The sequence below is a fragment of the Massilia aurea genome (genome assembly GCF_024753205.1).
Lineage (GTDB): Bacteria > Pseudomonadota > Gammaproteobacteria > Burkholderiales > Burkholderiaceae_D > Telluria > Telluria aurea.
Window position 1 is genome coordinate 33,390 of record NZ_JANUGZ010000006.1, and the last position, 13,796, is coordinate 47,185.

Consider the following 13,796-nt stretch of genomic DNA (forward strand, 5'->3'; position numbering starts at 1 on the left):
CCGGCAGCGCTGTCTACCCTGCTAGAATGCTCGCCTGACGGCACAGCCGTGCCGCAGCCGCCCAACCAGCACTCCACGACGATTTTCATGTCTCCAGACGAATACTGCCAGCAAAAGACCGTTCAAAGCGGCTCCAGTTTCTACTACAGCTTCCTGTTTTTGCCGCCCGAACGCCGGCGCGCGATCACGGCGTTGTATGCCTTTTGCCGCGAGGTGGACGACACGGTCGACGAAGCCACCGACGGTTCGGTCGCCCGCATCAAGCTGGCGTGGTGGCGCACCGAGGTCTCGAAAATGTATGCGGGCACCCCGACGCACCCGGTGATGCTGGCGCTGCAGCCCCATATCGCCGTCTACAAGCTGGAAGAGCAACACCTGCAGGCGATCGTCAACGGCATGGAGATGGACCTCGACCAGAGCCGCTACCTCGATTACCCGGGCCTGCAGCGCTATTGCTGGCACGTGGCGGGCGTCGTGGGCATCCTGTCGGCCAGCATTTTCGGCTACACCAATCCGCAAACGCTGGCATATGCCGAAAAACTGGGCCTCGCGTTCCAGCTGACGAACATCATCCGCGATGTGGGTGACGACGCGCGCAAGGGCCGTATCTATCTGCCGGTGAACGAACTTCAGCAGTTCGGCGTGACGGCAAACGACCTGCTCAAGCTCCAGCACAGCGAGAAATTCGAAGCACTGATGGCGTTCCAGGCCAAGCGCGCGCAAGCCATCTATGACGAAGCGCTGGCCCTGCTGCCAAAGGAAGACCGGCGCGCCCAGCGTCCGGGCCTCATGATGGCGTCGATCTACCGCACGCTGCTCGATGAAATCCAGCGCGACGGCTACCATGTGCTGAACCAGCGCATCTCGCTCACGCCGCTACGCAAGCTGTGGCTGGCGTGGAAGACGTATGTCCGCACCTAGGCTGCGCGTTGCAGTCGTCGGCGCGGGCTGGGCCGGCTGCGCGGCAGCAGTGACGCTGGCGCGCAAGGGCGCGGACGTCATCCTGTTCGAAGCGGCGCGCACCCTTGGTGGGCGCGCCCGCGGCGTCGACGTACGCGGCCTGGCGCTGGACAACGGCCAGCACATCCTGCTGGGTGCGTACGCCGAATCGCTGCGCATGCTGCGCCAGGTGGGCGTCAATCCCGATGCGGCGCTGCTGCGCCTGCCGGTGCAAATGCGCTATCCGCCCGGTGGCGCCGGCATGGATTTCGTCGCACCGCGCCTGCCAGCGCCGCTGCATCTGGCGTTCGCGCTGCTGCGCGCGAAGGGCCTGGCCCGCGCCGACAAGCTCGCGCTGGCCCGCTTCAACAGCGCGGGGCGCTGGATGGGCTGGGCGCTGGACGTCGATTGCACGGTGGCCGAACTGCTCGAACGCTTCGACCAGACCGAGCGACTCACCACACTGATGTGGCGCCCGCTGTGCATCGCGGCGCTCAATACGCCGCCCGAGCGCGCGTCGGCCAATGTGTTTTTGGCCGTGCTGCGCGACAGCCTGGGCGCCAGCCGGCGCGCGGCCTCGGACATGCTGCTGCCGCGCGTGGCGATGGGCGCGCTGTTTCCGGAGCCTGCCGGTGCCTGGCTGGCGCGTGAAGGCCATGCGGTGCGCGCTGGCGTCAAGGTTGCCGCGATCGCGCGCAACGTGGATAGCGCTGGCTGGTGCCTGACGACGGGCGCCGGCGACGAGCAGGTTGATGCCGTGGTGCTGGCCACGCCGGCGACCACCAGCGCCACGCTGCTGGCGCCGTTTGCCGACTGCGCCGCACTGAGCGCGCAACTCGATGGTTTCACGTACGAGCCGATCGCGACCTGCTATCTGCAATATGCAGCGGGCACGCGCCTGGAGCTGCCGTTTTACGCGCTGCTGGACGATCCGCAGGCGGGCCGCTGGGGCCAGTTCGTGTTCGACCGTGCCCAGCTTGATCCTGGCCAGGATGGCGTGTTTGCCGTCGTGGTCAGCGCCGCCGCCGAGGCTGCAGCGCTGCCGCGCGAGGCGCTCGCGGGCGCCATCGCGGCGCAACTGGCGCACGACTTTGGCCGGCCCGAACTGGCCACGCCGGTCTGGACCCAGCTGATCACGGAAAAACGGGCCACATTTACCTGCGCGCCCGGCCTGGTCCGGCCAGCCAACGTCACGCCACTCCCGGGCGTGGTGCTGGCCGGTGACTACACGGCCAGCGACTACCCGGCGACGCTGGAGACGGCGGTGCGCAGCGGCCAGGCGGCAGCGACGGCCATCCTCGCCTACGGCGCCCTGCCCCGCGAAAAGCGCAGCCTGTCGCACGGTGATGGTGCATCGTCGGTCAGCGCCGTACAGTAACACCATCGAAACACGCCTGATGGACACCACCATGACACCCCGACTCGGACTGCGAACGGTCGCCCTGCTGCTTCTCGTGGCGGCCAGCACGCTCGTACTCGTCATGCCGGAACTGATCGGCGGCGCCGCGCACGGCACCGCCAGCGCGATCGGTGCGATGCCGGTCCTCGGTCATCACTAGGCCGGCGCGTATCGTATGGCGTACTTTTTCTCCAAGCTCGACTACCTCGACGCGCTCAAGCGCGCGTTGATGGGGCTGCCGCCCGACGTGCAGGCCAAGACGCTCGCGTGGTACGAGCAGCGCTTCGTCGATGGCGCAGCAGTCGGACGATCCGAACAGGATGTGGCCAAGGAACTCGGTGACCCGCGCGACGTCGCGCTGACGCTGCGCACCAACGCCCATTTCGCGCAGCTGGCGCACAAGCCGGCGTCCCCGGCGAGCTCCGTGGCGCGCACCGTCGTGTCGGGCTTTGGCCTGCTGGTGTTCAACCTGTTCATGCTGATTCCGGCCGCGGTGTTTGCGTCGTTGCTGATGGCGCTGTACATGTCGGCGTTTGGCGTCTATGTGTCGGGGATTGCGGTGACCGCCAGCGGCCTGGCTGGCTCGAACGAGCTGGTGCTGAGTGCCCCGCTGAGCCGTCTGGAGATGACGAACGACGACGGCGCGAGCGAAACGCAGACCCGGGTGTCGATCGGCGAGCGTGGGATCCAGGTGTATGAAGAGCCGATGCTGCGCCCGGATCTGCGACCGGAAGCCGGCGATGGCGGATCGGCCACCGACAGCGAGAATCGGCATCAGCGTTCGCGCGTGCTGCGCGGCGCCGAAGCCGTGGCCGAACGCCGCATCCAGATCACGACCGACCTCGATCCCGATTCGCGCACGACGCAGGTAGTGCTCGGGTGCGGGCTGATCCTCGGCGGCATCGCGCTGTTCCTGCTGTCGCTGGTGTTCAGCAAATACACGATCGCCGGCATCCGCCGCTACGTGAACATGAACATGTCGTTGTTGAAGGGATAGCCGTCATGCGCTCATTGATGAAAGTGGGTTTCAGCCTGCTGCTGCTGGCAGCCGTGCTCGTGGCGCTCAGCTACAGCATGCTCAAGGCCAGCGGCACGGTCAGCGCCGCCGAAGGCCGCGCCGTCGCGCAGGATACGCGCCCGGTGCCGGCCGGCGTCGAGATCGTCGAACTCGACGGCCCCATCGACCTGAACCTGCGCTATGGCGCCACGCCGATGCTCCGGGTGAGCGGCGAGCAGCGCATGCTGGGCAACGTCGAGGTCACGGGCGACGGCAAGATCCTGCGCATCGGCATCCGCGGCATGGTGCTGCGCCACCGCGAGCCGCTGGTGGTCGAACTGGTGCTGCCGGTACTGACATCGGTAACGATCGAAGGCAGCGGAGACAGCACGATCAACGGCTTTTCGGGCGACGCCATCGCCGTCCAGCTCAACGGCTCCGGCAGCGTGCGCTTCAATGGCCGCTACCGCGACGCCACGGTCGGCCTGACGGGCAGCGGCGACCTCGACGTGAATGGCGGCGCCGCCATGGACCGCGTCGAAACCCGCCTGATGGGCTCCGGCAGCATCACGGTCTCAGGTACCACCCGCGCGCTGGAAGCCGACACAACAGGCTCGGGCCGCCTCGACGCCGAACACCTGCGCGCCAGCGAAGTCACGCTGAGCCAGACCGGCTCCGGCGACAGCGTCGTCCAGGCCCGCGACACCATCCGCATCACCCTGAGCGGCAGCGGCGACGTCGAAGTCTACGGCAACCCCGCCGAACGCAGCACCAGCCGCACAGGCAGCGGCAGCGTCACCTACGAAGAATAACCCCCCATACAAATAGGGTCAGTGTCGAATTGTTTGACAACTTCAGTAAATCAGTTGCTCAATAATTCGACTCTGACCCCAATTGTTGGGCAATTGTCTTTTGGATAATTAGGGTCAGAGTCGAATTGTTTGACAACTTCAGTTAATCAATTGGCTAATAAATCGACACTGACCCTACTTTTTGCTTAGCAGGCGGTGGGTTTCATGCGCTCGACTTCGAGGCCGAAGAAGGGGCGCAGGCGGGTGCCGACGACGTTGCCGATGAAGGCGACGACCAGCCATAGCCAGCCGTGCAGGCTGCCCGACAGGATGCCGCTGAAATACGCGCCGATATTGCAGCCGTAGGCCAGGCGGGCGCCGTAGCCCAGCAGCAGGCCGCCGACGATGGCGGCGATCAGCGAGCGCATTGGCAGGCGCCAGACTGGCGCGTAGCGGCCGGCCAGCGCCGCTGCCAGCATCGCGCCCAGCACGATACCGATGTCCATCACCGACGTCACGTCCTGCGAGATTGGCGAGGCCAGTGCGGCGGCATTGGCTTTCGTGGACCAGTACGCCCAGCTGGCCGTGTCGATGCCCATCACAGCGGCCGCTTTCGCGCCCCACAGTGCGAACGCCGACGTCACGCCCCACGGACGACCTGACAGCGCCAGCGTCGCGAAGTTGAGCACCACCAGCGCGAGCGCGCCGGCCAGCAGCGGCCACGGGCCATGCAGCCAAGGCGAGCGATGCGGCGGCTGCACGTGGGCCGGCACCAGCTTACCGTGGCGGCGCTTTTCGACGACGATCGTGATGAACGCGATCAGCGCGAAGATGCCCCAGTTCAGTGCCAGCGCCGGCGCCAGGCCCAGTTCCTTGACGGCCGACAGCGGGGCCAGTTGCGGCATCGAGGTCCAGAACGGCATGTGCGCTGTGCCGATCAATGAGCCGACGATGAAGAACAGCAGCGTGACGATCATGCGCGTGCTGCCGCCACCGACCGTGTACAGGGTGCCGGAGGCGCAACCGCCGCCCAGCTGCATGCCGATGCCGAAAATGAACGCGCCGAAGATCACCGACGTGCCGGCCGGCTGCACCAGGCCCGTGACCGGGGTGCCGAACAGCGTGCCGGCGGCCAGCGCCGGGAAGAACAGTGCCACGCCGACGGCCAGCATGACCATCTGCGCGCGCAGGCCGGCGCCGCGGCCGTCGGCGATGAACACGCGCCAGGCCGACGTGAAGCCGAATGCCGCGTGGTACAGCGCCACGCCGAGCAGCGCGCCGACGATGTATAGCGCCGACTGGCGACCGCTTACCGCCTGCGCGAGATACCACGCGCCAAGCACGAGCAGGAACAACGCCACGCCAAGCGGGCGCACATTGAGGTCGACGCGGGGCGCCATCGACAGAGTGGAAGAATTGGACATGACAGGGACCGTGCAAATGAAAGTAGGCCGGTATTGTCGTCGCTTTTGACAATCATTGCAGGCAACCCGCCAGTTTGCGCGTCGCAGACACCGCAAACAGCAGGCCAGCACGCCAGCGCTTACAATGTGCCAGCTGCTGCGAACCTGCACGGCGCATCATGCAACCAGGACTAAACCAGAACCAAGATGGCCGCACTCACTCCACATGTCAATCCAGCCGAGGTCGAATTCAGCGCGATCCGGGCTCAGGGCCCGGGCGGGCAGAACGTCAACAAGGTCTCGTGCGCCGTGCATGCGCGCTTCGACATCCCGGCATCATCGCTGCCACAAGCGGTCAAGGAGCGGCTGCTGGCGCTACGTGACACGCGCATCTCGCATGAAGGCGTGCTGGTTTTGAAGGCGCAACAGTCGCGCAGCCTGGAACAGAACAAGGAAGACGCGTTGCGGCGTCTGCAGGAGCTGGTCGACAAGGCAGCGATCGTGCCGGTCACCCGCCGCCCGACCCGGCCGACACGCGGCTCGCAACTGCGGCGTCTCGATGGCAAGACGCGCAGCAGCCAGACGAAGGCGCTGCGGGGCAAGGTTACTGACTGAACGTCACGCGGGAGCGTCCAAAGTCCCGGACTCGACGCCGTCCAGCGCCGCATACCACGCCGCATACGGCGTATTGACCGCCATGCGCCGGTTGTAATCCGGCGCGCCATCGGTCCACCAGACCGGCCCCCGCTCTCCCAACGCTCGCTTGGCCTCGTCGACCCCGGCGCGGGCCGCGCGCTCGGCCGCCTCATCGTTCGCCTTGAGCGCTGCTCCGACCTGCCGCCGTGCATCCATCAGCCGATTCACCAACTGCTGCCGCTCGTCCGGCGCCAGATGCGGATTGCTGCTGCGCCAGAGGCGCCCCTTGACGACAAAGTAGCGGCCGTCCGGTGTGTTCGGATAACGGGAAGAAGAAGGCATGGCGTCGACTATACTCGCCGGCCCGGGATGCCAGCGCCCGGCTGCAGGATCATCAAGGCATCACGCCATAGCGGTCGATGAAATACTTGACCCCACCCGGATTCGCGGCCATCCACGCCCCCAGCGCCGGCCGGTACGCCTGTCTGAACATCAGCAGCAGGATCGCCGGTTCGAGCTGCCCTTCGCGCGCCAGCGCCCGCACCTGCAGCAGGCCCGGATCAAGCATGCCTGCGCCGCTATTGGCCTCGGCCTCGTCGGCGATCTTCAAGGCCTGGCGCCACGTTTCGAGCTCGATCTCGAACGCCGACTTGCGATTGTCCTTGTCGCCGGTGCGCAGCGCTACTTCCGTCATGCCCAGCGCCAGCCGGAACGCGTGATCGGGCGTCTTCTCGGCATCCGTTTTCGAATCGAGACTGATCACGTATTTGCCGTCCGCGTTTTCCGCCACGCGCACGCCGCGGCGCAGGCCCAGCGCCTTCAGTGGCAAGCCGGCGCCAGCCCGATACCTGGCCAGCTTGCTCCAGTTGGGCCGCTGCGACGGATCGGCCTCGATGGCCTTGTACAGCATCGCCTCGGCCGCGCCCCGTTTGTCCTGGTAGAACAGCGCATCGGACAAATAGCGCCATGCCTGCGAATTGTGCGGCTCGATGAGGGTCGCCTGGCGAAACAGCGCCTCGGCGCCCTTCCAGTCCCGTTGCACATAATGACAGTTGCCCGCAGCGACCCAGGCGCTGGAATACTGCGGATCGGCCAGCATCGTCGCCTCGTACTTTGCCAGCGCGGCCTTGATGTCCTGGCGCGCGAACGCCGCCTCGCCTTCGGCCATCAGCTTCGCGGCACTGGCGTTGGGCGGATGCAGCGGCGGTGGCGCCGGATCGTCCAGCATGCGCAAGACTTCCTGCGCAACCGGATCGTCGGCTGCCAGCAGCGTTGCCCGCTCGGCCAGCGCGCGCGCCATGTCGCGCAGCTGCGGCGCCTTGTCCTGCGGCGCCACCGTCGAGAGTTTCAGCACCAGACCAGCCGCCAGCGACAGGGGGATCGACGCATTCGGATCGGCCTGTTCGGCCGCCTTGTACTTCGTCAGCGCTTCCTGGTAGCGGGCGCGCCCCTCCAGCGCCTGTGCTTCGAGCACCAGGCCACGGCACGGCTGGCCACAGCCGACGTCTGCATGGGCGCTCGGGGCGCCGGCGACATGCACAACGGCGAGAAGAGTTGCGAGCGTCAGTACGCGAAGAGAAGTCATGAAGGGGCCGTGGCGCGGAACGCTGATGAAGCGCTTATCTTACCAAGCACGCGAGCCGACTAATTCACGGAATGTCACCGCTGCGCAGCATCCAGCCAGGCCAGCACGTCCCGCCCCGCCGCGCGTCCGCTGGCAAAGCAGGCAGTCAGCAGGTAGCCGCCGGTGGGCGCTTCCCAGTCCACCATTTCGCCGGCGACGAAAACGCCGGGCAGCGCGCGCAGCATGGTGCTGGCCCCGTCCATCGCATCGAATTGCACGCCACCCGCGCTGCTGATCGCCTCGTCGATCGGGCGCGGGCGCAGCAGCGTCACCGGCAGCGCCTTGATCGCAGCGGCCAGCCGCGCCGGATCGGCGTAATCCGCCTTCGACAGGCACTCGTGCAACAGACCCGCCTTGACGCCCTTGATCCCGAGCCGGCTTTGCAGGTGGCTCGACATCGAGCGCGAACCCCGCCCGCGCGTGACCTCATCGAACACCCGCTGCGCACTGTGATCCGGCGCCAGGTCGAGCCACAGCGTGGCCTTGCCATCGCGCGCAATCTCGTCGCGTAGCGGTGCCGACAACGCGTACACCAGACTGCCTTCGACGCCGCCCTCCGTGACGACAAACTGGCCCTTGCGCCAGGCGATGGCGCCGTCCGCACCACGCACGCCGGCCGCCACCGTCAACAGCGGCGCGCCAGCATAGCGGCTGCTGAAATGTGCGCTCCAGCCGGTGTCGAACCCGCAGTTGGCCGGCACCAGCGGCGCCACCTCGACACCGCGCTCGCGCAGCAGCGGCACCCATGCGCCGTCCGAACCCAGGCGCGCCCAGCTCGCGCCGCCCAGCGCCAGGATCGTCGCGTCGGCCTCGACCAGCCGTTCGCCATCCGGCGTGGCAAAGCGCAGCTGACCATCCTGCCAGCCGAGCCAGCGATGGCGCATGTGGAAGCGCACGCCGCTTTCCTTCAGGCGATGCAGCCACGCGCGCAACAGCGGCGCGGCCTTCATCTCGAGCGGGAACACGCGGCCCGACGTGCCGACGAAGGTCTCGATGCCAAGGTCGTGGATCCAGGCGCGCACGGCGTCGGCATCGAACGCTTCAAGCCAGCCATTCACGTGCACCTGGCGGTTGCGGTAGCGCCCCACGAAGTCGGCATACGGTTCGGAGTGTGTGATGTTCATGCCGCCCTTCCCAGCCAGCAGGAACTTGCGCCCGACGCTGGCCATCGCGTCATAAACGTCGACCTGCACGCCCGCTGCCGCCAGCGTTTCGGCCGCCATCAGGCCCGCAGGACCGCCGCCGATCACGACGACACGGGGCGAAACGGCAGGATTGGCGGGCTGGGTCATGATGATGAGCGAGAAAAAGCGGGACCCGCATTGTAGTCGGTTTCGGACCCCAGAAAATCATGTAAAGGATGCTTGACATCACAAAATAACGGGCCTACGATGTAAAGCATCCTTTACTAACCACGAGAGGCACCAGATGGCTGCGAGCAAGCACGAGAAGCGGGTTCACACGGCGTACCTGCGCGAGATGGCCGGCGCGTTCCTGGTCTATGCTGTGCTGCTGATGGCCTCCATCCGCTTCGGCAGGCCAATGGACGACGGCCTGCTGCGCATCCTGGTGCTGCTATCGCCGATGCTCGGCTTTTGCCTGGCGCTGTGGGCCATCGCGCGCCATCTGGGCCGGGTCGACGAATACCTGCGCAGGTTTTTGCTGGAATCGTTCGCGCTGGCCGCCGGGCTGACCGCCGGGCTCACCTTCAGCTACGGGTTCCTCGAGACCGCCGGCTATCCGCGCATGTCGATGTTCTCGGTCTGGATGGTGCTGTGCGGCGCGACCATGCTCGTCTGCCTGGTACGCTCGGTGCACGAGAAGCTGCAGACGCGATGAAAAACCGTATCCGCGAACTGCGCGCCACACAGGGCTGGAGCCAGGCCGACCTGGCTGAGCGCCTGGACGTCTCGCGCCAGAGCGTCAACGCGATCGAAACGGGCCGTTACGATCCCAGCCTGCCACTTGCCTTTGCCATTTCCCGGCTGTTCGGCCTGCCGGTCGAAGCCATCTTCACACCTGATCAGGAGACCGCATGAAAGCTGCACTGTTGTTGACCCTGGCGCTTGGCGCCGCCCCCTTTGCCGCCGCCCAAGCACAGTCTGCGGCCCCGGCAACCCAGAGCGCGAACCGCTTTGCCGCCAGCATCAAGCCGGCCGAAACGTTCGAATCCGGCACGCTGCTGGTCGAGCGCCATGGCAGCAAGGGCCGCCCGGTGATCCTGATTCCTGGCCTGGCCAGTGGCCCGTGGGTGTGGCAGGACGTGATCCGCCAGTTCAAGGATGAGTTCACGCTGTATGTCGTGACGCTGCCCGGCTTCGATGGCCGCCCGGCCCCAACTGGCGAACCCTTTGAAGGCGCCCGCGCCGCGCTGGGGGGCTTGATCGCGCAGCGCAAGCTGAACAAGCCAATCCTCGTGGGTCACAGCCTGGGCGGCACGCTCGCCTACGCCGTCGCGCAGGATTTAGGCAACGGCATCGGCGGCGTCGTGGCGCTCGACGGCTTGCCGGTGTTCCCCGGCACTGAAAACATGCCGCCCGCACAGCGCCCGCAAGCAGCGCAGCGGGTGCGCGACACGATGGCCGTCAACGACCCCAACGCCTGGGCCGCCCAGCAGCGCCAGTACATGCGCGGCCAGGGCGTGCTCGACATCGGCAAGGCCGACGACATTACGCCGCTGCTGCTGCGCAGCGACCGCGCCGCCGTCGGCGCCTACGTGGCCGATGCACTGGCGCTCGACCTGCGCCCGGGCCTCGAAAAAATCACCGCGCCGGTGCTGGTGGTGGCGCCGTTTTACCAGTACGATGGGGCGCAGGACACGATGACGGCCGACGACAAGGTCGCGCATTACCGCAGCCTGGTCGAGGGCATTCCCTCGGTCGAGGTGGTACCAATCGCGCCGTCCCGGCACTTCCTGATGATCGACCAGCCGCTGGTCCTGGCCGGCATCCTGCGCCGCTTTTTCGACCGTCGTTGATAAGGAGTTTTTCATGCGCCCTGTCACCTATTGGATCGGCCAGTTCCTGCTGGCCGCCGGCACCATGTTCCTGCTGCTCGCCGCCGTCGACCTGATGCGCGGCGACAGCCTGGCCGCCACCTGGCCCGCGACTCTGGGCTGGTCGGCCGCGGCCGCGGCGATCTTTGTCGGCTCGCGCTGGCGCCAGGCCAGCCGCGGAATCGCCTGCGCCGTCTGCAAGGATGAGCAGGCGCATTGATCGCCACCGGCCACGCTATTCCTCCAGCATGTTCGGTTTGTCAGATCTGCAATATTCTGCTTGACATGCCGCGCAGCAGGCATATTCTTGTCGTGGCCAGCTGCGAACGATGACGCCCGCACCGACGAGGCACGCCACGATTCGCCCGGCAGTCCGTTACAACATCTTGGAGGATGTATATGTCGGTAGAAATCGAATCGTTCGCTACGCGCAGGACAGTACTCGGTGCGCTCGCCACCAGCCCGCTCTGGATGAGCTCGGCGTGGGCCCAGCCAAACAATCTCAAGATCTCGCACCAGTTCCCCGGCGGCAGCATCGCGCAGGGCGACTTCCGCGACCGCCTGTGCCGCATGTTCGCTTCCGAAGTCGAAAAGCGTACGCGTGGCGGCGTGAAGTTCTCGATCTATCCGGACTCGACCATGATGCAGCCGGCCGCCCAGTTCGGCGCGCTGCGTAGCGGCAAACTCGACATGGCACTGGTGCCGCTGTCGTACGCGGGCGCCGAGGCGCCGGAAGCCAATATCGGCCTGATGCCGGCACTGGTCACGTCGTACGAACAGGGCTACGGGTGGCGCAATGCACCAGTCGGGCGTGAACTATCACGCATCCTTGGCGAGCAGGGCCTGGTCATCGTCAGCTGGATCTGGCAAGCCGGCGGCGTCGCGTCGCGGGGCGACCCGATCATCACCCCGGACGACGCGCGCGGCCTGAAAGTACGCGGCGGCTCGCGCGAGATGGACATGCTGCTGCAAAACGCCGGCGCCACGGTCGTCAACATGCCATCCAATGAAATCTACAACGCCCTGCGCAGCGGCGCCCTCGATGCGGCGCTCACGTCATCGACGTCGCTGATCTCGTTCCGCCTGCAAGAAACCGCCCGTTCGCTGACGACGGCGCGCGCCGGTTCGTACTGGTTCATGTTCGAGCCGCTACTGATGTCGCGCACCGTGTTCGAGCGCCTGACCAAGGCGCAGCAGCAGGCGGTGATGACGGTGGGTGCCGATCTGGAAAAGTTCGCGATGAATTCGGCGCGCATGGACGATGCCGAGGTTGCGACCGTCTACCGCGGCGTTGGCGCGCGCGTGGTCGACCTGAATCCCGACGCGCTGCGCGGCTGGCAGGAAGTCGCCCGCAATACGGCGTGGAAGGATTTCGCGGCCCGCAACAGCAATTGCGCCAAACTGATGGCGCTGGCCGAGCAGTCGATCGCCGCGATCTAGCCAGGCGCTGGCTTTTCCCGCCCGTCACGGGCGGGAAAAGCCTTACCTAACCGCCCGTCACGGGCGGGAAGAACGCCACTTCGGCGCCAGCTGCCACGGGTGTGGCGCCGTCGCACATCACTTGCTGATGGGCCATGCGTACTGCCCGCTCGGGCGCCAGCGCCTCGGCCCAGACGCCACCGCGCGCGCGCAGCAATTCGCGCACGGCGCCCACGGTCGCCACGTCTGGGGGCAGGTCCAGTTGCTCGTGCCCCGTACCGACTGCTTCGCGCAGCGCGGCAAAATACTTCACGTTGATCTTCATGACTATCCTAATGCTGGAGTTCGGCGAACGGGATGAAGCGCACCAGGTCGCCCGCGGCAATCGCATTGCCCGGCGGGTTGTCGATGAGGCCATCGCCCCACACGGTCGACGTCAGCACGCCGGAACCCTGATTCGCAAACAGTTCGAGACCACCGCCTGCATTGAAGCGCGCACGCAGGAATTCGTTGCGGCGGTCGCCCTTGGGCAGGTCGAAATCGGCGCGCACCAGATAGCTGCGCGGCTCGACCGGACCACGCACGCCCTGCAGGCGCAACAGGAACGGCCGCACGAACAGCAGGAAGGTGACGAAGCTCGACACCGGATTGCCTGGCAGGCCAAGGAAGAACGCGTCAGCGGCGTTGGCCTCGACCTCACGGCGCACCTCACCAAACGCCAGCGGTTTACCCGGCTTGACGGCGATCTGCCACATCGACAGGCGCCCTTCCGCCTCGACGGCCGGCTTGATATGGTCTTCTTCGCCCACCGACACACCGCCCGACGTGATGATCAGGTCGTGCGCCTGCGCAGCGTCGCGCAAGGTGGCGCGCGTCGCGGCCAGCGTGTCGGGCACGATGCCGAAGTCGGTGATCTCGCAGCCGAAGTTTTCCAGCAGCGCGCGCAGCGTGAAGCGGTTCGAGTTGTAGATCGCGCCGGGCGCCAGATCCTGCGCCGCCACCTCGCCCGGCATCGCCAGTTCGTCGCCGGTGAAGAACACGGCCACGCGCAGGCGCCGGTGCACGGGCAGCGTGGCCAGGCCGACCGAGGCCGCCAAGCCCAGCTCCTGGCTGCGCAAGCGGGTGCCGGCGGTCAGGATCACGCTGCCGGCGCCGATATCTTCACCCTTGCGGCGAATCCACTCACCGTCGACGGGCGCGTGGCGCACGGTGACGTTCTCGCCCGCGGCCTCGCACTGCTCCTGCATGACGACCGCATCGGCGCCCGGCGGAATCAGCGCGCCGGTGAAGATGCGCGCTGCTGTACCGGGTTCGAGTGGCTGGCCGACGTGGCCGGCCGGGATGCGCTGGGCCACGCGCAGCGTCGCCTCGCCGCTCGCGCAGTCGGCGGCGCGCACAGCGTAGCCATCCATCTGCGTATTGTCGGCCGATGGCACGTCGATGGTGGCCAGCTGGTCGTCCGCCAGCACGCGGCCATTGGCGTCCAGCGTGGGGATCGTTTCGATGTCCGTCACGGGGCGCGCGGCGGCGAGCAGCACGTCCAGCGCCTCGCGCACCGTCAGCATGGGCGGTCGTTGTCCTGGTGCGTTCATG

At 66.8% G+C, this 13,796-nt stretch carries 17 protein-coding genes; 11 read left to right on the plus strand and 6 right to left on the minus strand.

Annotated elements, in window-relative coordinates; all coding sequences use genetic code 11:
* Window positions 1-87: 87 nt before the first annotated feature.
* Genes hpnD through NX775_RS21815 form a run of 5 tightly spaced genes read left to right on the plus strand, consistent with a single transcriptional unit; the run spans window position 88 to window position 4,147 of the window.
* Entirely contained in the window at window positions 88-921 is an 834-nt protein-coding gene (hpnD, locus tag NX775_RS21795; RefSeq protein ID WP_258837886.1) for a presqualene diphosphate synthase HpnD, read from the plus strand.
* The gene (gene hpnE, locus NX775_RS21800) at window positions 908-2,317 is read left to right on the plus strand and encodes a hydroxysqualene dehydroxylase HpnE (protein ID WP_258837887.1); all 1,410 of its coding nucleotides are present in this window, start codon (window positions 908-910) and stop codon (window positions 2,315-2,317) included. The genes hpnD and hpnE overlap by 14 nt, the downstream gene beginning before the upstream one ends.
* A gap of 31 nt (window positions 2,318-2,348) precedes the next feature.
* Entirely contained in the window at window positions 2,349-2,498 is a 150-nt protein-coding gene (locus NX775_RS21805) for a hypothetical protein (protein ID WP_258837888.1), read from the plus strand.
* A gap of 15 nt (window positions 2,499-2,513) precedes the next feature.
* Entirely contained in the window at window positions 2,514-3,335 is an 822-nt protein-coding gene (locus NX775_RS21810) for a DUF1700 domain-containing protein (protein ID WP_258837889.1), read from the plus strand.
* Between the two features lie 5 nt (window positions 3,336-3,340).
* On the plus strand, window positions 3,341-4,147 hold the full coding sequence (locus tag NX775_RS21815) for a GIN domain-containing protein (RefSeq protein ID WP_258837890.1): 807 nt from the start codon (window positions 3,341-3,343) through the stop codon (window positions 4,145-4,147).
* Between the two features lie 185 nt (window positions 4,148-4,332).
* On the opposite strand, the gene NX775_RS21820 is transcribed toward NX775_RS21815, so the two are convergent.
* Window positions 4,333-5,550: a YeeE/YedE family protein gene (locus NX775_RS21820; protein ID WP_258837891.1), complete on the minus strand. Its 1,218-nt coding sequence runs from the start codon at window positions 5,548-5,550 to the stop codon at window positions 4,333-4,335.
* 186 nt (window positions 5,551-5,736) lie between these two features.
* Between NX775_RS21820 and arfB the strand changes: the two genes are divergently transcribed.
* Window positions 5,737-6,144 (plus strand): alternative ribosome rescue aminoacyl-tRNA hydrolase ArfB, encoded by a 408-nt coding sequence (gene arfB / locus NX775_RS21825; RefSeq protein ID WP_183552130.1) that lies wholly within the window; start codon window positions 5,737-5,739, stop codon window positions 6,142-6,144.
* 3 nt (window positions 6,145-6,147) lie between these two features.
* Here the strand turns inward: arfB and NX775_RS21830 are convergent, their stop codons facing one another.
* The 3 genes from NX775_RS21830 to NX775_RS21840 form a co-directional block, all read right to left on the minus strand.
* On the minus strand, window positions 6,148-6,507 hold the full coding sequence (locus NX775_RS21830; protein ID WP_258837892.1) for a hypothetical protein: 360 nt from the start codon (window positions 6,505-6,507) through the stop codon (window positions 6,148-6,150).
* A 52-nt stretch (window positions 6,508-6,559) separates the two neighbouring features.
* On the minus strand, window positions 6,560-7,750 hold the full coding sequence (locus NX775_RS21835; RefSeq protein ID WP_258837893.1) for a tetratricopeptide repeat protein: 1,191 nt from the start codon (window positions 7,748-7,750) through the stop codon (window positions 6,560-6,562).
* Between the two features lie 74 nt (window positions 7,751-7,824).
* Window positions 7,825-9,081 (minus strand): TIGR03862 family flavoprotein, encoded by a 1,257-nt coding sequence (locus tag NX775_RS21840; RefSeq protein WP_258837894.1) that lies wholly within the window; start codon window positions 9,079-9,081, stop codon window positions 7,825-7,827.
* A 136-nt stretch (window positions 9,082-9,217) separates the two neighbouring features.
* On the opposite strand from NX775_RS21840, the gene NX775_RS21845 reads away from it, so the two are divergent.
* The 5 genes from NX775_RS21845 to dctP all read left to right on the plus strand — a co-directional run bounded on the left by NX775_RS21845 (window position 9,218) and on the right by dctP (window position 12,224).
* Window positions 9,218-9,628 (plus strand): hypothetical protein, encoded by a 411-nt coding sequence (locus NX775_RS21845; protein WP_258837895.1) that lies wholly within the window; start codon window positions 9,218-9,220, stop codon window positions 9,626-9,628.
* Window positions 9,625-9,828 (plus strand): helix-turn-helix transcriptional regulator, encoded by a 204-nt coding sequence (locus NX775_RS21850; RefSeq protein WP_183552114.1) that lies wholly within the window; start codon window positions 9,625-9,627, stop codon window positions 9,826-9,828. Before NX775_RS21845 ends, NX775_RS21850 begins: the two co-directional genes overlap by 4 nt.
* On the plus strand, window positions 9,825-10,766 hold the full coding sequence (locus NX775_RS21855; RefSeq protein WP_258837896.1) for an alpha/beta fold hydrolase: 942 nt from the start codon (window positions 9,825-9,827) through the stop codon (window positions 10,764-10,766). The genes NX775_RS21850 and NX775_RS21855 overlap by 4 nt, the downstream gene beginning before the upstream one ends.
* 13 nt (window positions 10,767-10,779) lie before the next feature.
* The gene (locus NX775_RS21860; RefSeq protein ID WP_258837897.1) at window positions 10,780-11,004 is read left to right on the plus strand and encodes a hypothetical protein; all 225 of its coding nucleotides are present in this window, start codon (window positions 10,780-10,782) and stop codon (window positions 11,002-11,004) included.
* Between the two features lie 179 nt (window positions 11,005-11,183).
* Window positions 11,184-12,224, plus strand: a complete 1,041-nt coding sequence (dctP, locus tag NX775_RS21865; RefSeq protein WP_258837898.1) for a TRAP transporter substrate-binding protein DctP — start codon at window positions 11,184-11,186, stop codon at window positions 12,222-12,224.
* Window positions 12,225-12,270: 46 nt separating this feature from the next.
* On the opposite strand, the gene moaD is transcribed toward dctP, so the two are convergent.
* Both moaD and NX775_RS21875 read right to left on the minus strand, forming a co-directional pair.
* Entirely contained in the window at window positions 12,271-12,528 is a 258-nt protein-coding gene (gene moaD, locus NX775_RS21870; protein WP_258837899.1) for a molybdopterin converting factor subunit 1, read from the minus strand.
* A 7-nt stretch (window positions 12,529-12,535) separates the two neighbouring features.
* Entirely contained in the window at window positions 12,536-13,795 is a 1,260-nt protein-coding gene (locus NX775_RS21875) for a molybdopterin molybdotransferase MoeA (protein WP_258837900.1), read from the minus strand.
* Window position 13,796 lies beyond the last annotated feature (1 nt).